Annotated in this window: 17 protein-coding genes; 10 read left to right on the top strand and 7 right to left on the bottom strand. The window is 70.5% G+C overall.

The annotated features are described in order from the left end of the window. The first annotated feature begins 173 nt into the window (after window positions 1-173). Entirely contained in the window at window positions 174-3,407 is a 3,234-nt protein-coding gene (locus tag ACIPTO_RS35100) for an alpha-L-rhamnosidase (protein ID WP_401198807.1), read from the top strand. 81 nt (window positions 3,408-3,488) lie between these two features. Here the strand turns inward: ACIPTO_RS35100 and ACIPTO_RS35095 are convergent, their stop codons facing one another. Next, a complete protein-coding gene (locus tag ACIPTO_RS35095; RefSeq protein WP_401198805.1) occupies window positions 3,489-3,917 on the bottom strand; it encodes a YjbQ family protein in 429 nt (142 codons plus the stop codon). Between the two features lie 124 nt (window positions 3,918-4,041). On the opposite strand from ACIPTO_RS35095, the gene ACIPTO_RS35090 reads away from it, so the two are divergent. The 6 genes from ACIPTO_RS35090 to ACIPTO_RS35065 all read left to right on the top strand — a co-directional run bounded on the left by ACIPTO_RS35090 (window position 4,042) and on the right by ACIPTO_RS35065 (window position 9,333). Further along, window positions 4,042-4,125: a putative leader peptide gene (locus ACIPTO_RS35090; RefSeq protein WP_365505671.1), complete on the top strand. Its 84-nt coding sequence runs from the start codon at window positions 4,042-4,044 to the stop codon at window positions 4,123-4,125. Between the two features lie 117 nt (window positions 4,126-4,242). Beyond that, on the top strand, window positions 4,243-5,169 hold the full coding sequence (locus ACIPTO_RS35085) for an ABC transporter permease (RefSeq protein WP_401198803.1): 927 nt from the start codon (window positions 4,243-4,245) through the stop codon (window positions 5,167-5,169). Beyond that, a complete protein-coding gene (locus ACIPTO_RS35080; protein WP_401198801.1) occupies window positions 5,142-5,909 on the top strand; it encodes an ABC transporter ATP-binding protein in 768 nt (255 codons plus the stop codon). Before ACIPTO_RS35085 ends, ACIPTO_RS35080 begins: the two co-directional genes overlap by 28 nt. Before the next feature lie 42 nt (window positions 5,910-5,951). Continuing rightward, window positions 5,952-6,995, top strand: a complete 1,044-nt coding sequence (locus ACIPTO_RS35075) for an ABC transporter substrate-binding protein (RefSeq protein ID WP_401198799.1) — start codon at window positions 5,952-5,954, stop codon at window positions 6,993-6,995. Between the two features lies 1 nt (window position 6,996). Next, window positions 6,997-8,139, top strand: coding sequence for an LLM class flavin-dependent oxidoreductase (locus tag ACIPTO_RS35070; RefSeq protein WP_401198797.1), 1,143 nt, complete (start codon window positions 6,997-6,999; stop codon window positions 8,137-8,139). A 42-nt stretch (window positions 8,140-8,181) separates the two neighbouring features. After that, window positions 8,182-9,333: an NAD(P)-binding domain-containing protein gene (locus ACIPTO_RS35065; protein WP_401198795.1), complete on the top strand. Its 1,152-nt coding sequence runs from the start codon at window positions 8,182-8,184 to the stop codon at window positions 9,331-9,333. Window positions 9,334-9,476: 143 nt separating this feature from the next. Here the strand turns inward: ACIPTO_RS35065 and mltG are convergent, their stop codons facing one another. Then, entirely contained in the window at window positions 9,477-10,319 is an 843-nt protein-coding gene (mltG, locus tag ACIPTO_RS35060; protein WP_401198793.1) for an endolytic transglycosylase MltG, read from the bottom strand. A gap of 43 nt (window positions 10,320-10,362) precedes the next feature. Continuing rightward, the gene (locus ACIPTO_RS35055) at window positions 10,363-12,165 is read right to left on the bottom strand and encodes an ABC transporter ATP-binding protein (protein ID WP_401198791.1); all 1,803 of its coding nucleotides are present in this window, start codon (window positions 12,163-12,165) and stop codon (window positions 10,363-10,365) included. Window positions 12,166-12,295: 130 nt separating this feature from the next. Between ACIPTO_RS35055 and ACIPTO_RS35050 the strand changes: the two genes are divergently transcribed. After that, the gene (locus tag ACIPTO_RS35050) at window positions 12,296-12,823 is read left to right on the top strand and encodes a MarR family winged helix-turn-helix transcriptional regulator (RefSeq protein ID WP_401198789.1); all 528 of its coding nucleotides are present in this window, start codon (window positions 12,296-12,298) and stop codon (window positions 12,821-12,823) included. A 365-nt stretch (window positions 12,824-13,188) separates the two neighbouring features. Here the strand turns inward: ACIPTO_RS35050 and ACIPTO_RS35045 are convergent, their stop codons facing one another. Further along, window positions 13,189-13,827, bottom strand: coding sequence for an HD domain-containing protein (locus ACIPTO_RS35045; RefSeq protein ID WP_401198787.1), 639 nt, complete (start codon window positions 13,825-13,827; stop codon window positions 13,189-13,191). Between the two features lie 158 nt (window positions 13,828-13,985). On the opposite strand from ACIPTO_RS35045, the gene ACIPTO_RS35040 reads away from it, so the two are divergent. Next, entirely contained in the window at window positions 13,986-14,960 is a 975-nt protein-coding gene (locus ACIPTO_RS35040; protein WP_401198785.1) for a GlxA family transcriptional regulator, read from the top strand. 35 nt (window positions 14,961-14,995) lie between these two features. Here ACIPTO_RS35040 and ACIPTO_RS35035 read toward each other — a convergent pair whose 3' ends face one another. Further along, on the bottom strand, window positions 14,996-15,661 hold the full coding sequence (locus ACIPTO_RS35035) for a TetR/AcrR family transcriptional regulator (protein ID WP_401198783.1): 666 nt from the start codon (window positions 15,659-15,661) through the stop codon (window positions 14,996-14,998). Window positions 15,662-15,720: 59 nt separating this feature from the next. Between ACIPTO_RS35035 and ACIPTO_RS35030 the strand changes: the two genes are divergently transcribed. Further along, entirely contained in the window at window positions 15,721-16,584 is an 864-nt protein-coding gene (locus ACIPTO_RS35030) for an SDR family NAD(P)-dependent oxidoreductase (RefSeq protein WP_401198781.1), read from the top strand. Between the two features lie 81 nt (window positions 16,585-16,665). Here ACIPTO_RS35030 and ACIPTO_RS35025 read toward each other — a convergent pair whose 3' ends face one another. After that, a complete protein-coding gene (locus tag ACIPTO_RS35025) occupies window positions 16,666-18,048 on the bottom strand; it encodes a cation:dicarboxylate symporter family transporter (RefSeq protein WP_401198779.1) in 1,383 nt (460 codons plus the stop codon). 177 nt (window positions 18,049-18,225) lie between these two features. Further along, window positions 18,226-19,908: a peptide-N4-asparagine amidase gene (locus tag ACIPTO_RS35020; RefSeq protein WP_401198777.1), complete on the bottom strand. Its 1,683-nt coding sequence runs from the start codon at window positions 19,906-19,908 to the stop codon at window positions 18,226-18,228. Window positions 19,909-19,912 lie beyond the last annotated feature (4 nt).

Genomic DNA, 19,912 nt, shown 5'->3' with positions numbered 1-19,912 from the left:
TTCAATCACCTCGCCGCCACCTTGCGCGTCGCCTTCGTCCGGGGAAAATCGCGAAGTATCCGTGTCAAGAAAACAGTTGCAGACGATTGACCCCGACCTCACCAGGCTCTACGTTACCCACGCCTCTCGGTAATGAATCGATTCATTCCATTCCGTGCGAGTGAGGAGTCGTCATGATCAGCAGGAGGAACATGCTCGCGGGCGCGGTCGCCACGGTCGCGGCAGCGGCCATGGACAGCGCGCCGGCGACGGCCGCACCGGCATCCGGCCAGGCGCAGGCACAGACAGCGGCACAGACACAGGGCGGCGGACTGCTCGTCGCGGCGCCGACCGTGGAGTACGTCCAGCACCCACTGGGGATCGATGCCCAACGCCCCCGGCTGAGCTGGCCGTTGACGTCCGACGGGGTGGATGTGCGCCAGAGCGCCTACCAGATCCGCGTCGCCACCACCGCGTCGGGCCTGTCCCGCCCGGACGTCTGGGACAGCGGGAAGGTCACGTCCGGCGAGTCCGTTCTGGTGTCCTACGGAGGTCCCGCCCTCAAGCCCCGTACGCGCTACCACTGGTCCGTACGCGTGTGGGACGGCGACGGGCACGTCTCCGGCTGGAGCGCGCCCTCGTGGTGGGAGACCGGCCTGATGAACACCCGGCAGTGGAACGCCGACTGGATTTCCGCACCGGCGAGCCTCGTGGACGCGCCGTCCTTCGAGGGCGGTTCCTGGATCTGGTTCCCCGAGGGTGATCCGGCGAGCAGCGTTCCGGCGGCCACCCGCTGGTTCCGCGGTACCGCCCGCCTGCCCGACGGCATCACGTCGGCCACCCTCGCCATCACCGCCGACAACGTATATGCCGTCTCGCTGAACGGAGTCGAGGTCGCGCACACCGATCTCGACACCGACAACGAGGACTGGAAACGCCCGGCGGTGATCGACGTACTGGCACGCGTGCGAGCCGGTGACAACGTTATCGCCGTCGCCGCCACCAACGCGACCGAAGGCCCGGCGGGGCTCATCGCGGTCCTGGTCGTCCGGACCGCCTCCGGCGAGGAGAAGGTGTTCACCGACGCCTCCTGGAAGGCCACGGACCAGGAACCCGCCGCCGGATGGCGGGAGTTGGAGTTCGACGACGCGGGCTGGCCGGCGGTCCGGGTGGCGGCGGCCTGGGGCGGCGGACCGTGGGGGCGGGTCGTCCCCGTGTCGTACGCCGTCACGCAACTGCGGCATGAATTCCGGCTGAAGCGCGGGAAGGTGGCCCGCGCCCGGCTGTACGCCACCGCGCTCGGCCTGTACGAGAGCCACCTCAACGGCAGCCGGGTGGGCGTCGACCAGCTCGCTCCCGGCTGGACGGACTACCGCACCCGTGTGCAGTACCGGACGTACGACGTCACCGGGCTTCTGCGGCCCGGCGCCAACGCCATCGGGGCGTATCTGGCGCCCGGCTGGTACGCGGGCAACGTGGGCATGTTCGGGCCCGGCCAGTACGGTCAAGTCCCTGCGCTGCTGGCGCAGTTGGAGGTGGAGTACGCGGACGGGACGAGCGAGCGCATCGTGTCGGGCGCCGACTGGCGGGCCGCCGCCGGACCGATCGTCGCCGCCGATCTCCTGAACGGCGAGACGTACGACGCCCGCAAGGAGACACCCGGCTGGGCCTCACCCGGCTTCGACGACACCGGCTGGCTCGCCGTACGGCGCATGGGCGGCGTCGGCGACATCGGCCCCGATCTGATCGTCGCGCAGGTGGACGGTCCGGTGCGGGTGGAGCAAGAGCTGACGCCGAAGACCGTGACCCAACCCAGGCCCGGCGTCCACGTGTTGGACCTGGGGCAGAACATGGTCGGCTCGGTGCGGCTGCGGGTGTCGGGTGACGCGGGCACGACCGTCCGGCTCAGACACGCCGAGGTGCTCAACCCCGACGGCACCCTCTACACCGCGAACCTGCGGACCGCGGCGGCGACCGACACGTACACCCTCAAGGGCGGCGGGAAGGAGGAGGTCTACGAGCCCCGGTTCACCTTCCACGGGTTCCGGTACGTGGAGGTGACCGGATTCCCGGGCACGCCGTCGACGCGGACCGTCACCGGACGCGTCATGCATACGTCCGCACCCTTCACCCTCGACTTCGAGACCGACGTACCGATGCTCAACCAGCTGCACCACAACATCACTTGGGGCCAGCGCGGCAACTTCCTCTCCGTGCCGACCGACACACCCGCACGCGACGAACGGCTCGGCTGGACGGGAGACATCAACGTCTTCGCGCCCACGGCCGCCTACACGATGGAATCGGCCCGCTTCCTGTCCAAGTGGCTCGTCGACCTCCGCGACTCCCGGACCGCGGAGGGCTCCTTCACGGACGTGGCGCCGATGGTCGGCACGGTCGGCAACGGCACGGCGGGCTGGGGCGACGCGGGTGTCACGGTGCCCTGGTCCCTCTACCAGGCGTACGGCGACCGCCAAGTCCTCGTCGACGCCTGGCCGTCCGTCCAGACCTGGCTGACGTACCTGGAGAAGAACAGCGACCGGCTGCTGCGCCCGGACCAGGGATACGGCGACTGGCTGAACGTCGAGGACGAGACCCCCAAGGACGTCATCGCCACCGCGTACTTCGCGCACAGCGCCGACCTCGCGGCCCGCATGGCCGGCGAACTCGGCGTCGACGCCGCCCCGTACGCCGATCTCTTCGAGCGGATACGCACGGCCTTCCAGAACGCGTACCTCACCTCCGAGGGCAGGATCAAGGGCGATACGCAGACGGCCTACGTCCTGGCGCTGTCGATGAACCTGCTGCCGGACGCGTCACGGACGGCGGCGGCCGACCGCCTCGTCGCCCTGATCGAGGCCAAGGACTGGCATCTGTCGACGGGCTTCCTCGGCACTCCCCGGCTCCTGCCCGTCCTCACCGACACAGGCCACACCGACGTCGCCTACCGCCTGCTGCAACAGCGCTCCTTCCCCAGCTGGGGCTACCAGATCGACCGGGGCTCCACCACGATGTGGGAACGCTGGGACTCCATCCGGCCCGACGGCAGCTTCCAGGACGCGGGCATGAACTCCTTCAACCACTACGCCTACGGCTCTGTGGGGGAATGGATGTACACGAACATCGCCGGCATCTCGGCGGGCCGGCCCGGCTACCGCGAGATCGTCGTCCGCCCCCGCCCCGGAGGCGCCGTCACCACCGCCGGCGCCACGTTCACCTCGGTCCACGGCCCGGTCTCGACCCGTTGGCGGCTGCGGTCCGGCCGGTTCACGCTGACCTGCGAGGTGCCGCCGAACACGACCGCCGAGGTGTGGATCCCCGCGTCCTCCCCGGACGCGGTGACCCACACGCACGGGACCTACCTGCGCCAGGAGGACGGCTGCGCGGTGTACCGGGTCGGCTCCGGCACCCACCGCTTCACCACCTGACCAAGGCGGTTCGGGCCGCCCGGAACGGTCACCGGGCCGGGCGGCCCGAGCCGGGTCGGCGCTCAGGGACCACGGACGGCGTCACGACCCCGCGAGGAAGGTGAGCCGTACCTTCCGGTCGGGGTTGTCCCTGTTCGTGTCGACCAGGCACACCGACTGCCACGTCCCCAGTTCCAGCCGTCCGCCCACCACCGGCAACGTCGCGTGCGGCGGTACGAACGCCGGCAGGACGTGGTCGCGGCCATGGCCGGGGCTGCCGTGGCGGTGCTGCCAGCGGTCGTCGGCGGGAAGGAGGGTGTGGAGGGCGGCGAGGAGGTCGTCGTCGCTGCCTGCACCCGTTTCGAGGACCGCGATGCCCGCGGTGGCGTGCGGGACGAAGAGGTTGAGGAGGCCGTCGCGGCCGGCGGCGGCCTCCCTCAGGAACGCCTCGCAGTCGCGGGTGAGGTCCATGACCCGCTCCCTCGAACCGGTGGTGACGTTCAGGACGCGGGTGGTGAAGGCAGCAGACATGTCTCCATCCTGGCCCATGCGGCGGACTCGCCGTCCGCTTCGGGCCGCCCGGACCGTGATACGGAGGGTCCAGTCCGCGAGACACCGTTGACCGTGGCACGCCATCTGACCTATTTTCTGCCGCATGTTGCGTTCAGCTCTGCTCACCACGCGCGGTCACATCGACCTGCTGCGGGTGGCCTCCGCCGCGTGTCGCCGCGGCCACTGACGCCTTCTCCCGCCTCACCCCCGCACTCCGTCGCGCCCGCACACATCGTCGTGACGCGGCGGCACTGAGGCGTACCTCCCTCCCCACCGGACGCTCTCCCCCACCCGTGGAGCACCCATGAGCATCAGCCATGCACCACCCGACCCCTCCGGGCCCGACATTTCCGCCATATCCTCATCCTCATCCCCCTCTTCTCCTTCCCCTTCTCCTTCTACGGCCGAGTCGGGTGCCGTCGCTCCACCCGAACTCGTCCCCCTCGTCCCCACCTCCTCGCGCCGCAGCCGTGTCCCCCGCTGGCTGCGTCGCACCACCGGCCCCCTGGCCCTGCTCGCACTGTGGCAACTCCTCAGCTCTACGGGCGTGTTGACCTCCGACGTACTCGCGTCGCCCGGGCGGATCGCCCATGTCGGCTGGGATCTGATCGACAGCGGTTCACTGACCTCCGCGATGGCCACCTCGCTCCAGCGGGTGGCCCTGGGACTGCTGCTCGGAACCGTCATCGGCACCGGACTCGCCCTCGTCTCCGGCCTGTTCAGGATCGGCGAGGACCTGGTGGACGCCCCGGTGCAGATGCTGCGGACCGTGCCGTTCGTGGGACTGATCCCGCTGTTCATCATCTGGTTCGGCATCGGCGAGGCCCCGAAGGTCGCCGTCATCACGCTCGGCGTGACCTTCCCGCTCTACCTCAACGTCTACGCCGGAATCCGGGGCGTGGACAGCCAGTTGATCGAGGCCGGCGAGTCGCTCGGGCTGTCCCGCTGGGGGCTCGTACGGCATGTCGTGCTGCCGGGCGCGCTGCCCAACGCGATGACCGGGCTGCGCTACTCCCTCGGGATCGCCTGGCTGGCGCTCGTCTTCGCCGAGCAGATCAACGCCGACGCCGGGATCGGCTTCCTCATGGTGCAGGCGCGTGACTTCCTGCAGACCGATGTGATCGTCGTCTGCCTGATCGTCTACGCCTTCCTCGGCCTGCTGGCCGACTTCCTCGTCCGCACCCTCGAAAGGCTGCTGCTGCAATGGCGACCGACGTTCACGGGCCGGTGACCAGCCGGCCGGCGCCCCCCTCACCGGTGGCCGCGCAGGCGGTGCGCGTCGAGGAGCTGACCCGCTCCTTCGACGGCCGGCCCGTCATCGACCGGCTCCGACTCGACCTGCAGCAGGGCGAGTTCGTGGCACTGCTGGGCCGCAGCGGCTGCGGCAAGTCAACGCTGCTGCGGATCCTCGCCGGGCTCGACCGGGACATCAAGGGCACCGTGCTCGTCCCGCGCCGGAAGGCCGTCGCGTTCCAGGCTCCCCGGCTGATGCCGTGGAAGAAGGTGTGGCGCAACGTCCTGCTCGGACTGCCCGGGAAACCCCAACGGGCCGTGGCGGAAGGGGCGTTGGCGGAGGTCGGGCTCGGGGATCACGCCGACGCCTGGCCCAGGACGCTGTCCGGTGGCGAGGCGCAGCGTGCCTCGCTGGCGCGGGCCCTGGTGCGCGAGCCCGATCTGCTGCTGCTCGACGAGCCGTTCGGGGCGCTCGACGCACTCACCCGGATCAAGGCCCAGCGACTGGTGGGCGAGCTGTGGCAACGGCGCGGCTGCGCCGTCCTGTTGGTGACCCACGACGTCGAGGAGGCGGTGCTGCTCGCCGACCGGGTCCTGGTGATGGACGACGGCGTCATCGCGCACGAACAGCGGATCGACCTCGACCGGCCGCGCGACATCACCGACCCCCGGTTCGCCGAGCTGCGCGCCGGACTCCTGGAACGCCTCGGCGTCGACACCGCCGCCGAAGCCGCCTGAACTCCCCCACGCACGACTCCAGTCACCGAGAACGGATCCCCCATGCGACGACGTCTCGTCCCCGCCGCTCCGCTCCTCCCCCTCGCTCTCCTGCTCCCCCTCACTCTCCTGCTCGCCGCCTGCGGCGGGAACTCGGCCGCCGAGACCTCGACCGGAACCGACGGCAAGGGCTCCCTCACGCTCAACGTCGGTGACCAGAAGGGCGGTTCGGAGGCGGTACTGCGGGCCGCCGGTGAACTCAAGAACCTGGACTACAAGATCAAGTGGTCCACGTTCACCTCCGGACCGCCCCTCCTGGAAGCCGTCAACGCGAAGGCCGTCGACATCGGCGGGGTCGGCAACACCCCACCGGTGTTCGCGGCGGGTGCCCACTCGAAGATCAAGGTGGTGGCCGCCTGGCACGGCACGTCCGACGGGGACGCCGTCCTCGTACCGAAGGACTCGAAGCTCTCCCGGCCCCAGCAGCTCAAGGGCAAGTCCATCGCCGTGGCGCAGGGTTCGTCCGCGCACTTCCAACTGGTCGCCTCGCTCAGGGCGGCCGGGCTCTCCCTGAGTGACGTCAAGGTGAAGTACCTCCAGCCCGCCGACGCGCTGGCCGCGTTCGTCTCCGGCAAGGTCGACGCGTGGGCGGTGTGGGACCCGTACACCTCGCAGATCCTGCAGGCCAAACAGGGTCGCGTCCTGACCTCCGGCGAGGGCGTGACCAACGGCCTCTCCTTCCAGGTGGCGGCGCCCGGCGCGCTGGCGGACAAGAGCAAGGCCGCCGCGATCAAGGACTACCTCGACCGGCTGCGCCGCGCCCAGACCTGGGTGTTCACGCACCAGGAGGAGTGGGCCAAGGTGTGGGCGAAGGACACCGGGCTGCCGTACGAGGTGGCGCTGGCGTCGGTGAAACGGACCAACTCCACCCGGGTCCCGGTCGCCGTCGACAAGCCGCTCATCGCCTCCGAGCAGCAGATCGCCGACACCTTCACCCAACTCAAGCTGATACCGCGGAAGGTGGACTTCGCCGACTTCGTGGACACGCGCTACAACGACGATCTGCCGGCTTCGACCTCCGCTCCGCGCATCACGGGAGGTTCGTGACATGAGCGTGCGTCTGCACTGGTTCCTGCCGACCGGCGGCGACGGTCGCACGCTCGTCGACCGGCACGCCTACGGCCCCCACCGCGCAGGCGCGGTCCGCGGGGTGCGGCCTCCGGACATCGAGTACCTCGCTCAAATCGCCAAGGCGGCCGAGCAGTTGGGCTTCGAGGCGGTACTGACGCCGACCGGCACCTGGTGCGAGGACGCCTGGCTGACGACGGTCGCCCTCGCGCAGCACACCGAACGGCTGAAGTTCCTGGTGGCGTTCCGTCCCGGGGTGATCTCACCGACGCTCGCCGCGCAGATGGCGGCGACCTATCAACGCGTCACGCGGGGGCGGCTGTTGCTCAATGTCGTCACCGGGGGCGACTCGGCCGAGCAGCGGCGGTTCGGCGACCGTCTCGATCACGACCAGCGGTACGCGCGCACGGACGAGTTCCTGTCGGTCGTACGCGGGGTGTGGCGCGGAGAGCCGTACGACTTCGACGGTGTCCACTACCAGGTCGAGGGCGGGCTGACGGCGCTGCCGCCCGATCCGGTGCCGCAGGTGTTCTTCGGCGGGTCGTCGGCGGCGGCCGGACCGGTTGCCGCCCGGCATGCGGACGTCTATCTCACCTGGGGAGAACCACCGGCGCAGGTCGAGGAGAAGATCGGCTGGATCCGCGGGCTCGCCGAGCGGGAGGGGCGGGACGTGCGGTTCGGGGTACGGCTGCACACGATCTCGCGGGACTCGTCGGCCGAGGCGTGGGCGACCGCGAACCGGCTCCTCGACGACCTCGACCCGGACACCGTCGCCGCCGCGCAGTCCGCGCTCGGGCGCAGTGAGTCGGTGGGGCAGCAGCGGATGCTCGCCCTGCACGGCGGTTCGCGGGACCGGCTGGAGATCCATCCGCACCTGTGGGCGGGCGTCGGTCTCGTCCGGGGTGGTGCGGGGACCGCGCTGGTCGGCAGCCATGCCGAGGTCGCCGACCTGATCGAGGAGTACCACTCGCTGGGCGTCGAGCACTTCGTGCTGTCCGGATATCCGCATCTGGAGGAGGCGTACTGGTTCGGGGAGGGCGTGATGCCCGAGCTGGCGGCGCGCGGGCTGGTCGAGGGGAGGACGGAGGGCGGCCTGCCGCTGCTCGTGAGCGGCGGACGCTGAGCGCGGGGGAAGATCCATGGCGCCGGTGCTGTTCGTACAAACGTGAACAACACGCGTGAGGTCGACGTGGTCGTCATCGGCGCCGGGCAGGCTGGACTGGCCGGCGCGTACCACCTGCGGCGCGCCGGTTTCGAGCCGGAGCGCGACTTCGTGGTGCTGGACCACGCGCCGGCGCCGGGCGGGGCCTGGCAGTTCCGGTGGCCGTCGCTGACGTACGGCAAGGTGCACGGGATGCACGCGCTGCCGGGCATGGAGCTGACGGACGCGGATCCGGACCGGCCCTCCGCCGAGGTGATCGCCGAGTACTTCGCCGCGTATGAGCAGGCCTTCGACCTGCGGGTACGGCGGCCGGTCGATGTGAAGGCCGTGCGGGAGGGCACGGGCGGCCGACTGCTCGTCGAGACGGCGGACGGGGTGGATCTGGCGGAGGGATCGGAGAGGTCAGCGGGATTGGAGAGGCCGGACGTCACGTGGTCGGCGCGGGCGCTGATCAATGCGACGGGGACGTGGGACCGGCCGTTCTGGCCGCGCTATCCGGGTCAAGAGACGTTCCGGGGGCGGCAGTTGCACACCGCGCAGTATCCGGGGCCCGAGGAGTTCGCCGGGCTGCGGGTGGTCGTGGTGGGCGGGGGCGCGTCCGGTACCCAGCATCTGATGGAACTCGCTCCGTACGCGGCGGCGACCACGTGGGTGACCCGGCGTCCGCCGGTGTTCCGCGAGGGGCCGTTCACCGAGGACGTGGGGCGGGCGGCCGTAGCGCTGGTGGAGGAGCGGGTGCGGCAGGGGTTGCCGCCGAAGAGCGTGGTGTCGGTGACCGGGCTGCCCCTGAACGACGCGATCCGGCAGGCGATCGCGGACGGGGTCCTCGACCGGCAGCCGATGTTCGACCGGATCACGCCCGACGGCGTGGACTGGGCCGACGGCCGCCATGTGGACGCCGATGTCATCCTCTGGGCAACCGGCTTCCGCGCCGCGATCGACCACCTGGCACCGCTGAAGCTGCGCGAGCCGGGTGGCGGGATCCGGATCGAGGGGACGCGCGCGGTCGCCGATCCACGGATCCATCTGGTCGGCTACGGCCCGTCCGCGAGCACGATCGGAGCGAATCGGGCGGGGCGGGCGGCGGTGCGGGACATCAGGCGGCTGCTCGCGGGAGAAGCGGTGGATACGGGGGCGGTCGCCCCTGTGGGCTGAGGGCGTGGCGGTTCCGGGCGAGGGGCTCGGGGCGGCCTGGCGCGAGAACAGCACGTCAGGCGGCCGTGTCTCCTCTCGCCGAGCCCGGCATCAGGCGACTTCCCGTCAGGAGGGCGGGTGTCGCCCGGTGCCGCTTCTCGTGGTCACTTCTTGGGCTGGGTGCTGGCCTTCTGGGCCGCGTTGAACTCGGCGACATTGCGCTGGTGCTCTTCGTAGTTGGCCGTGAAGCGGGTGTCGCCGGGCTTGACGGTGACGAAGTACAGCCAGTCACCCGGGGGCGGGTTGATCGCGGCGCGCATCGCGTCCTCGCCCGGGTTGTCGATGGGGGTGGGCGGCAGGCCCATGCGCTGGTAGGAGTTGTACGGGCTCTCGACCCGGGTGTCGCTCGACGACGTCTTCAACGTGGCGCGGTTCAGCGCGTAGTTGATGGTCGAGTCCATCTGCAGCGGCATTCCCCGCTCCAGCCGGTTGAAGATGACCCGGGCCACCTTGCCCATGTCGGCCTTCGTGGCCGCCTCGGCCTGCACGATGCTCGCGATGGTGACGGCCTGGTAGACGTTCATCGCGTTGCGCTGGGCGCCTGCGGCGACCGGGGCTCCGTTGAACTTCTTGTTGGCGGTGTTGACCATGAACGACAGCAGCGACGTGGGCGTCGACTTCTTCTCCAGCGGATACGTCGCCGGGAAGAGATAGCCCTCGGGGTTGCCCTCCGCGTCGTTCGGCAGCTTCAGGCCGGCCTTCGCGATCGACTTCTTCGTGCTGCCGACCGGCAGTGCGAGGGCCTTGTCCACGGCTTCGTAGATCTGGCCCGAACGCCAGCCCTCCGGAATCACCAGGGACGTCGGACGGGACTCCCCCTCGCTCTCCAGGCTCAGCAGCGGCACCGCCACGGCGGTGCCGGCCACGACGGCCCCCGTCGCGATGAGGGCGACCCGGCCCCTGCGGGTCAGTCGAATCGTGCTCCGTGGCGGAGTGTTCATCTGCATGCGGGCACGGTAACCCGCATAAGGTCATAAACCCGGCATATCTTCAGCTTGTCGGTTCCAGTTGGGCATCCCGGCGTACGAGGGCCGCGTACCGCCCGTCCTGATCGAGCAGTTCCTCGTGCGTGCCCCGCTCCGCGACATGCCCTGAGTCGAGGACCACGATCTGGTCGGCGCCTCGGATGGTGGACAGCCGGTGCGCGATGGTGAGCGTGGTGCGGTTGGCCGACAGGGCGTCGATGGCGTCCTGGACGGCGGCCTCGGTGCGGTTGTCCAGGGCGCTGGTCGCCTCGTCCAGGATGAGGACCGGCGGGTCGCGCAGGATGGTGCGGGCGATGGCCAGGCGCTGCTTCTCGCCGCCGGAGAACCGGTGGCCGCGCTCGCCGACGATCGTGTCGTATCCGTCGGGGAGGCCCGCTATGTGCTCGTGGATCTGTGCCGCGCGCGCCGCCGTGTGCAGCTCCTCGTCGGTGGCGTCCGGCTTGGCGAAGCGGAGGTTGTCGGCGACCGTCGCGTGGAAGAGGTACGTCTCCTGGGAGACGACTCCGACGGCACGCGCGAGCGTGTCGAAGTCCAGGTCGCGGACGTCGACCCCGTCGAGGGTGACCCGGCCGCCCGTCACGTCGTAGAGCCGGGGCACGAGATAGCCGAGGGTCGACTTTCCGGCGCCGGTCGGGCCGACGATCGCGAGGCTGTTGCCCGCGGGGACGGTGATGTCGACGCCGTCGAGGATCGGGCCGCTCTTGTCGTCGTAGTGGAACTCGACGTCCTCGAAGCGGACTTCGCCCTTGATGGTGTCGAGGTGGATCGGGTTCTCGCGCTCGGTGATGTCGATCGGCAGGTCGAGGTACTCGAAGATGCGGGCGAAGAGCGCCAGCGAGGTCTGGATCTGGACGCCGGTCGACAGCAGGCTGACGGCCGGGCGGAACAGGCCCTGCTGGAGCGAGACGAAGGCGACGATCGTGCCGATCGAGACGTCCGGGCCGCCCAGGTGCAGGGTCATGCCGGCCGTCCAGTAGATGACGGCGGGCATCGCGGCCATGACGATCGAGATGACGGCCATGCGCCAGCGGCCGGCCATGTTCGACCGGACTTCGAGGTCGACCAGGCCCTCGGACTCCTCCGAGAAGGCGCGGGTGAGCGAGTCCGAGCGGCCCATCGTGCGGCCGAGCAGGATGCCGCTGACGGACAGGGACTCGGTGACCGTGGCGGCCATCTCCGCCATCTGGCGCTGACGCTGGGTGGCGATCTTCTTGCGTTCGTTGCCGACGCGGCGGCTTATCCACACGAAGACCGGGAGCAGCAGCAGCGAGACGACGGTCAGGCGCCAGTCCAGGGCGATCATCGCGATGATCGTGGCGACCACGCTGGTGAGGTTCGAGACCAGGGAGGTGGCCGTGGAGGTGACGGTGGCCTGCATGCCGCCGATGTCGTTGGCTATGCGGGACTGGACCTCGCCGGTGCGGGTCCGGGTGAAGAAGGCGAGCGACATGCGCTGGAGCCGGCCGTAGACCGCTGTGCGCAGGTCGTGCATGACGCGCTGGCCGACCGTGGTGGAGATCAGGGTCTGCAGTACGCCGAAGATGCTGGTCAGGACGGCGCTCAGGATCATGCCGAGCGCGAGCAGGCTCAACAGGCCGGTGCGGCCCTGCGGGATCGCGGTGTCGAGCGTCGCCTTGAGGAGGAACGGGGTGGCCACGGTGACCAGGGACGCGGCGCCGACCAAGAGGCCGACGACCGCGAGCCGGGCGCGGTAGGGCTTGAAAAGCCTGAGGATGCGACGCACCTGCCGAGGCTGGTCGGTCGAGGTACCGGGGGACGGCGTCCAGTTGATTTCGTCGCGGGGCATGGTCTCCTACGGATGGTGAGGCGATCAGGACTGGTCGAGCGCTCAGAGCCGGTGAAGCAATGAGACTTGATGGAGCATAGCTCATTGTTACCTATACTCACAATGAACCAGGTCCTGATATTGTTCCCGTATGACCACCCCGGATTCCGACGGCCTGCTCGCGGAGCAGTTGCTGCGGCTCACCCGCCGGGTGCACCGCATCCAGAAGCGCCATCTGGAGCAGCGCGACCTCGGCATCACGCCCGCCCAGTCCCGGCTGCTGCGCACCCTCGCGCACTTCGACTCCCCGCCCCGCATGGCCGACCTCGCCGAGCGGCTGGAGGTGGTGCCCCGCGCCGTGACCACGCTGGTCGACGGCCTGGAAGCGAGCGGCAAGGTGCGGCGGGCGCCCGATCCGTCGAACCGCCGGGTGATCCGCATCGAGATCACGGACGACGGCCGCAAGGCGCTACGCGAGCTCCGGGGTGTGCGGCGGAGCGCGGCGGACGAGATCCTGGCGCCGCTGACGGATGTGGAGCGGGCGGTGTTGCGGACGTTGCTCGACACGTTGGTGGACGGGGTGGCGGAGGAGCATGGAGGGCACGGAGGGCACGGAGGGCATGGAGGGCACGGGGAGCATGCGGCGCCGGAGGGGTGTGGGGGTGGTGGGTCCCGCTGACGCGGGGGCGTGTCGGGCGGCCGAGCCGTTGGCGCGCGAGGCTGTCTGACCGGCTGATCAGCCGACCGGCGGCTGCCCTGGCGACTTGCCGACTCGGCTTCCCGCAGACCTACTTGCCCTGCCGGTCCACCGACCCGGCCCGCGCACCGTCCGACCCGGGATCGATCGGCGCGGCGGTTATTCGACCCGCCGACCTGTCTGCCCCGCTGCCGCACTGCTCCGCTGACCTACCTGCCCCGCTGGCCCCCTGGCCCGCTGGCCCGCTGCCCGCTGCCCGCTGCCCGCTGCCCGCTGCCCGCCGAGCCAGGCCACGCCGTAGCCACGGCGCCCGGCAACCCCACCCCCTCGCTCCACCTCGCTCCCCCTCACTCCCCCCAGTCCGACCCCTTGATCAGCTCGACGAAGTCCCCCCGTACGAACCCCGGCACGAAGTGCTCCAGTACATCCGCCTTGATATTGCCGAACGTGGTCTCGGGGCGGTCCTTGATGCCCTCGGTGAAGGCGGCGAGGATGCCGTTCTTGAAGTCGGGGCGGGGGTGGGCCGCCACGACGGCGGCGCGCTGTTCGTCGGTGACGGCGTGGTAGTCGATGCCTACGACGTCGAGTCCCACACCTCGGTTGACCAGGGCGATCTCGGCGGACATGTGCAGGGGGATCTCCTGCGTGGTGTGCAGCGCGATGCTCGCCCAGACCCGGTCGGCCGGCTCTCCGGTGACGCCATGGGCGTGCAGGAAGCGGCGGGCCTCGTCGGCGCCGTCGATCTCGAAGCGCTGGTCGGTGCGGCGGTACGTCTCGGTGAGCCCGAGGTCGTGGAACATCGCGGCGACGTAGAGCAGCTCGGGGTCGTAGTCGAGCCCTTGGTCCCGGCCGCGCAGGGCTCCCCAGAGGAACACCCGTCGGGAGTGGTCGAACAGCAGCGGCGACGCGGCCTCGCGCACCAGCTCGGTGGCCTCCCGCGTCAGGGCGCTGTCCGGGATCTCCACGCCTGCGATCACTTCGCTCATCGTTCCTGCCTCTCCTCGGTGCCGTACGACCCGATGCCGCCCCAAGCGGATCGACGTCGTGCGGCTCGATGTCCTGTGCCTCCACTTTCGTCGTCGGCGTACGCTGGAACCATGTCCTCAGAGCCAGGTGAACCACAGATTCAGACATGCCTCCCGGCATGAGACACCGCGTCGCGTTCCTCGTCTTCGACGGCGTCACCCTGCTCGATGTCAGCGGCCCCGCCGAGGTCCTGCACCAGTCGGGCAAGCTCGGCCACCCCTACGAACTCGTGCTGGTCTCCCCTCACGGCGGCACCGTCACCGCCGCCAACGGACTGGCCCTGAGTGGCACGGTGACCGCGGCCGAGGCCGGCCAGGTCGACACGGTCGTGGTCGCCGGGGGCGACCGGCTGGCCCAACAGCCCGCCGAGGAAGCCCTGTTGGCCGTGGCCCGTGCCCTCACCGAGCGCGCCGCCCGCGTCACGTCCGTGTGCACCGGGGCCTTCGTCCTCGCCGAACTCGGCCTGCTGGACGGCCGGTCGGCCACGACGCACTGGCGGCAGGCCGCGACGCTCGCCCGCCGCTACCCCCGGGTGCGTGTCGAGCCGGACGCCCTTCACGTCCGGGACGGGCGCTTCGTGACGTCCGCGGGCATCAGCGCCGGCATCGACCTGGCGCTGGCCCTCGTCGAGGACGACCACGGAGCGGACGTGGCCAGGGACATCGCGCGAGAACTGGTCGTCTTCATGCAACGCCCGGGCGGGCAGTCGCAGTTCTCCACCGCGACGACCACTCCGCCACCGCGTACCGATCCGCTGCGGTCCCTGATCGCGTCGGTGCTGGCCGATCCGGCCGCCGACCACAGCCTGCCCACGATGGCGGCGGCCGTCGCCGTCAGCCCCCGGCACCTGACCCGCCTCTTCCGCACCGAACTCGGCACCACTCCCGCCCGCTGGGTCGAACGGGTCCGGCTCGACCGCGCCCAGCACCTCCTCCTGGAGGGCCACAGCGTGACCTCCGCCGCCCATCACAGCGGCCTCGGCACCGACGAGACCCTCCGCCGCGCCTTCGCCCGCCACTTGGACACCACGCCGACGCACTACCGCAGCCGTTTCGCCAGTACGCGGCAGCGGCACGAGACACCGACGCCGTGAGCAGCGACTGCGAGCAGCAGCCGTGAGCGGCGCCCCTAGCGATCCGTCGGCGCGGCGCGCAGCCCCATGAGCAACGCGGCGAGGATGCGCGTCAGTTGGGGCTCGACGTCGACCCGCGCATGTGCCAACTCGGGCCGGGCTTCGTACAGTTCACGGAGTCGCGTCCCCGGTGCCGCCATCTGCCACAGCGCCCCGGCCATGCTGGTGGCCGTGGCGATCACGTCGACGGCCGCCTGCTCGTCGATCGCGAACAGTCGGCACAACTCCGTGGTCAGCGCCGCGACTTCGCCGAGCGCGACGGTCTTGAACGCGTACGCCGCCTCCAGCGAGACATTGCGCTCCAGGTTCAGCGGCGCCTGAGCGAGCAGGTCACAGAAGAGCGGCCGTGCGACCAGCGTGCGCGCGATGACGGCGGCGACGGCCTCGGGGTCACCGGCGGTGAACTCCCCCGTGCGCGACCGCACTTCGGCCGACCACTCGCGCCAGCCCTCGGCGGTCAGCGCGAGGAAGATCTGCTCCCGGGTCTCGAAGTACCGCAGCATCGCGGACTTGTGCATGCCCACGGCGGCGGCGATGTCCGTGAGCGTGACCTCGCGCACGCTGCGTTCGGCGCCGAGGGAACGGGCGGCGTCGAGGATCGCCTGCTCGCGCTGCTGCTTGGCCGCCGCGCTGCGGGCGCGCTGGGGAACGGGCGTGCTCATGACCCAGAGCATAGCGCAACCCGGTTGCACTAATAACGAAACAGTGTTTTGCTAAATCCATGACGCAGACATGGTTCATCACCGGTTCGTCCCGCGGCTTCGGCCGCAATCTCACCGTCGCCGCCCTGGAGGCGGGCGACCAGGTCGTCGCCTCCGCCCGCAGGCCGGAGCAGCTGGACGATCTCGTCAAGGAACACGGCGACCGCGTACTGCCCGTGGCCCTCGACGTCACCGACCGGTCCGCCCCAACAGCCGCTCTGCAAGCGGGAGTCGACCGCTTCGGCCGGATCGACGTCGTCGTCAACAACGCCGGGTACGCCAACGTCTCCCCGGTCGAGACGACCCCCGAGGACGACTTCCGCCGACAGTTCGACACGAACTTCTGGGGCGTCTACCACGTCTCGACGGCCGCCCTCCCGATCCTCAAGGCGCAGGGCGGGGGCACGGTCGTACAGTTCTCGTCCATCGGTGGCCGGGTCGGCGGGACGCCCGGGCTGGGGTCGTACCAGGCGGCGAAGTTCGCCGTCGACGGTTTCACCCGTGTCCTCGCGGCCGAGACCGCGCCGTTCGGCATCAGGTACCTCGTCGTGGAACCGGGCGGGTTCGCGACCGACTGGGCCGGTTCGTCCATGCGGATCCCGGACGTCCCGGCGGACTACGACGAGACGGTGGGCGCGCTCGTCCGCCTCTTCGACAGCTCCGTGACCGCCGCGGGCGACCCGAAGCGGGCCGGCGAGATCCTGGTCCGCATCGTCAAGGAGCCGGACCTTCCCTCGCATCTCCTGCTGGGCGCCGGCGCCGTCGAGATGGCGGAGACCTACTCGCGCGGCCAGCTCGCCGAGGCGGCCACCTGGGAGGCGGTCAGCCGCTCGGCCGACTTCGGCCAGGAGTACCCGGTCGGCCTCCCGGGCAACGGCGCGTAGGACACCGTGCCGGCGGAAGGACGGGCCGCGACCACGCCGCCGTAGCGACGGATCGGGAGTCACGGCCCGCAGCGATCAGCCTCAACGGAGGTCTGGGGCAGTCTCCTTGACGAGTGGTGCGGGGAGCTTCGGCTCGTCCCGGTCGTCGCGCGTGGTCTCTTCCGCCGCGTCCGTGAGCTCGCCGTCGAGGACCCTCCTGGCCCGCTCCATGTCCAGCGCGCCCTCCCAGCGGGACACCGCGAAGACGGCGACGCAGTTGCCGAGGAGGTTGGTGACGACGCGCATCGAGTCCATGATGCGGTCCACGCCGAGGAGCAGGGCGACCGCGCCGGCCGGGATCGCGCCGAGCGAGGACGCGGTCACCGAGAGGGCGAGGAAGGCCGAGCCGGGGATGCCGGCCATGCCCTTGCTGGTGAGCATGAGCACCAGGACGACGGTGATCTGCTGGCCGAGGCCGAGGTCGACGCCTACGGCCTGGGCGATGAACAGCGTGCCGATGGAGAGGTAGAGCGAGGCGCCGTCGAGGTTGAAGGAGTAGCCGGTGGGCAGGACCAGGCCCACCGCGTCGTCCCGGGCGCCGGCCCTGCGCAGCTTCTGCATCACGCGCGGCATGACCGACTCGGTGGAGGCGGTGCCGAGCGCGAGGAGCATCTCCTCGCGGATGTACCGAAGGAATTTCCACAGGCTGAGCCCGGTGACCAGTCGTAGCGCGACGGCGAGCAGCGCGAGGAAGAGTGCGGCGGCGACGTAGCAGAGGACGATCAGCTTGGCGTAGGTCCTCATGACGCCGAGGCCGTACTGGCCGACCAGGACGGCCATCGCGCCGAACACGGCGAGCGGCGCGAGGCGCATGACGAAGCCGACGATCGCGAAGACGATCTCCTGGGCCTGCTCGATCGCGGGCAGCACCTGCGGCACCTTGGTGTGGCCGAGGTGGAGCAGCGCGGCGCCCACCAGGCAGGCCAGGATGAGGACTTGGAGGAGCGAGTTCTCGGCGAAGGCGCCGACGAAGCTGGTGGGCAGCGCGTCGACGATGAACTCGGTCGTCGAGGGCAGCGCGGCGCCGCCCGTCTTCGCGTCCACCGCCGAGGTGTTGAGGGTGGCCGGGTCGACGTGCATGCCGGAGCCGGGCCGGACCACGTTGGCGAGGACGAGCCCGATGATCAGGGCGGCGGTGCTGGCCACCTCGAACCAGATCAGCGCCTTGAGGCCGATCCGGCCGAAGGCCTTGAGGTCACCGGCTTTGGCGATGCCGACGACGACCACGCAGAACACGAGCGGCGAGATGATCGTCTTGATGAGCCGGGTGAATCCGTCACCGAGGGGCTGGAGGTCCGCGGCCAGGTCGGGCCAGAGTTTCCCGACGAGGATGCCGAGGACGAGCGCGCAGGCCACCTGCGCGAAGAGTGAGGTACGCAGTATGCGTGCGACGCGTCGCGGCAGAGGCGGGACGGACGGCGGCACGGGCACTCCTTGAGGGGGGACGGTCGCTCGCGGAAGTCGATCGAGGGGGGTTACTTCTGCGATACGGAAAGCGGCTTCCAAGTGGCCACTCTGGAGCCGCTGTTGATCGTCCGGAAAACCTCCGTGTGACGGCCGTGTAAATCACGCACCCGAGTGACGCATCGCACGCACAGCGGGTCAGCAGCCGCCGCGGTCCTCGGTGAGCACCCCCTGCACGGTCGCCAGCGAACGGTCGTAGCAGCCGCCCGAGCCGTACAGCCGGTAGCGCTCGCTGGACGTCCCGACCGCGTGGCGCTGGTCGCGGGGCACGTTCAGCGTGTACGTCGCGTCCCCGCAGTAGGTGTCGTCGAGCCGCGACCACCCGGCCCGCCGCCCGTCCCTCGTCTCGACGACCGCCGCCCGGTCGCCGAGCGCGAGAACGGTACGCAGCCGGTCGTCCGACCCGATCGTCGTCGCGCCGTTCATCGTGTACGTCCGGTGCGTGGCCGTCGTCCGCGCCGGTCCCCGCCCGGCTACGGTCACCGACTCGTCGTCCGTCCAGGTCGCGTCGAGGGCGTCCATGTTCTCGCCGTCGGTCCAGCGGTGCACGGAGGTGTTCGCGAGCGTGCGGTCGACGGTGGTCCGCACCCGCCCGTGCGAGGTGTCGACGTAACCGGCGGTGGTCAGCCGATGGCTCGCGTCGGTGTCCACGCGCTCCTCCGAACCCGGCGTGTACGTCGCGGAGTTGGCGAGTACGCCCGCCTTGTCGAGGGTGAGTCTCCCGGTGACGTGGGCGCGCCGCGCGTCCTGCCAGACGAGCACGTTCACCGGCGCGCTCCACCCGCTCTGCCCCTCGGGCACTCCGACGACGGAGACGTCGATGCGGTGCGGACGGCCGTCGTTGAGCAGCCCGGCGAAGGGGGTGAGGTCGTACGTGATCGGCTTCACGTCGAAGGCGCGCGGGGCCGGAACGACGTACCAGAGAAAGGGATTCGACCAGCCGCCGGTCCACACGTTCGGGAACGGGGCCGCGATGCCCGCGAGTTGACCGTCGACCTTGATCTGCACCTCGCGGTAGGGGCCCTTGTCGGCCTGGCAGGAGTACGGTGCCGAGCCGGGCACCGCGAGATACCAGAACTCCTCGCAACCGCCGCCGGAGCCGGTGGCGTAGACCTCGGCGACGATGCGTTCGGTGTTGCGCGGAGTGGTGAGTGTCGCGTCGGCGGCGAGGGTGAGGACGCGGTCGGGGGTCTGTGCCGCCGGGGGGCTGCCCTCGTAGAACGTCAGCGTGGCCTTGACTCCGATGACTCCGGTGTAGGTGTCGTCGACGACGTTGCCGATGAGCATCTCGACGTCCTGTGCGCTGCGGAAGGTGGCGCTGTAGCGCGTGACGTCCTTCTCGACGGACCACTTGATGCCGTCGGGCGAGGGCTCGGGGGTGGAGGTGCGGAGGATCTCGACGCCGCCGACGTGCAGATAGCCGAGCCGGTCGTACTGCCGGCCGGCGACCGTTCCGTCCAGCCGCAGGACGACCTTGCTCCAGCGGTCACCGCACGCCGTGGGCGGCTCGTACGTCCCCCTGTACGGGGTGAAATCGCGGAACTCGGCCTCGGCGAGGGTGACTTGGCAGGACTTCGCCGCGGGTCTGGCGACAGGTGGGGCGGCGGTGAGGGGGTCGTGCCAGTCGGTGCCGAACTCGGCCGGGACGTCGGCGACTTGGCGCTTCGCGGTGGCCACCGGGGTCTTCGCGTCTGGCACTTGGGCCTTCACAGCCGGCACTCGGGCTTTCGCCACGGCCGCTTGAGCGGGGCCCGCTCCGAGGAGGGTGCTCGCCAGGAGGGTCGCTCCGACGAGCATGGACATGACTATCCGGCTTCTCATGGGC

The sequence above is a fragment of the Streptomyces sp. NPDC090083 genome (assembly GCF_044747445.1).
Classification (GTDB): domain Bacteria; phylum Actinomycetota; class Actinomycetes; order Streptomycetales; family Streptomycetaceae; genus Streptomyces.
The sequence above is the reverse complement of the archived record's forward strand: the minus strand, read 5'-3'. Positions and strand labels throughout refer to the sequence as shown.

What these genes read in the sequence shown, in the direction of transcription:
- ACIPTO_RS35035 (WP_401198783.1), bottom strand. Translation starts at nt 15,661, where the DNA reads ATGAGCACGCCCGTTCCCCAGCGCGCCCGCAGCGCGGCGGCCAAGCAG.
- ACIPTO_RS35090 (WP_365505671.1), top strand. Translation starts at nt 4,042, where the DNA reads ATGTTGCGTTCAGCTCTGCTCACCACGCGCGGTCACATCGACCTGCTG.
- ACIPTO_RS35070 (WP_401198797.1), top strand. Translation starts at nt 6,997, where the DNA reads ATGAGCGTGCGTCTGCACTGGTTCCTGCCGACCGGCGGCGACGGTCGC.
- ACIPTO_RS35040 (WP_401198785.1), top strand. Translation starts at nt 13,986, where the DNA reads ATGAGACACCGCGTCGCGTTCCTCGTCTTCGACGGCGTCACCCTGCTC.
- ACIPTO_RS35095 (WP_401198805.1), bottom strand. Translation starts at nt 3,917, where the DNA reads ATGTCTGCTGCCTTCACCACCCGCGTCCTGAACGTCACCACCGGTTCG.
- ACIPTO_RS35045 (WP_401198787.1), bottom strand. Translation starts at nt 13,827, where the DNA reads ATGAGCGAAGTGATCGCAGGCGTGGAGATCCCGGACAGCGCCCTGACG.
- ACIPTO_RS35100 (WP_401198807.1), top strand. Translation starts at nt 174, where the DNA reads ATGATCAGCAGGAGGAACATGCTCGCGGGCGCGGTCGCCACGGTCGCG.
- mltG (WP_401198793.1), bottom strand. Translation starts at nt 10,319, where the DNA reads ATGCAGATGAACACTCCGCCACGGAGCACGATTCGACTGACCCGCAGG.
- ACIPTO_RS35030 (WP_401198781.1), top strand. Translation starts at nt 15,721, where the DNA reads ATGACGCAGACATGGTTCATCACCGGTTCGTCCCGCGGCTTCGGCCGC.
- ACIPTO_RS35075 (WP_401198799.1), top strand. Translation starts at nt 5,952, where the DNA reads ATGCGACGACGTCTCGTCCCCGCCGCTCCGCTCCTCCCCCTCGCTCTC.
- ACIPTO_RS35080 (WP_401198801.1), top strand. Translation starts at nt 5,142, where the DNA reads ATGGCGACCGACGTTCACGGGCCGGTGACCAGCCGGCCGGCGCCCCCC.
- ACIPTO_RS35085 (WP_401198803.1), top strand. Translation starts at nt 4,243, where the DNA reads ATGAGCATCAGCCATGCACCACCCGACCCCTCCGGGCCCGACATTTCC.
- ACIPTO_RS35050 (WP_401198789.1), top strand. Translation starts at nt 12,296, where the DNA reads ATGACCACCCCGGATTCCGACGGCCTGCTCGCGGAGCAGTTGCTGCGG.
- ACIPTO_RS35020 (WP_401198777.1), bottom strand. Translation starts at nt 19,908, where the DNA reads ATGAGAAGCCGGATAGTCATGTCCATGCTCGTCGGAGCGACCCTCCTG.
- ACIPTO_RS35055 (WP_401198791.1), bottom strand. Translation starts at nt 12,165, where the DNA reads ATGCCCCGCGACGAAATCAACTGGACGCCGTCCCCCGGTACCTCGACC.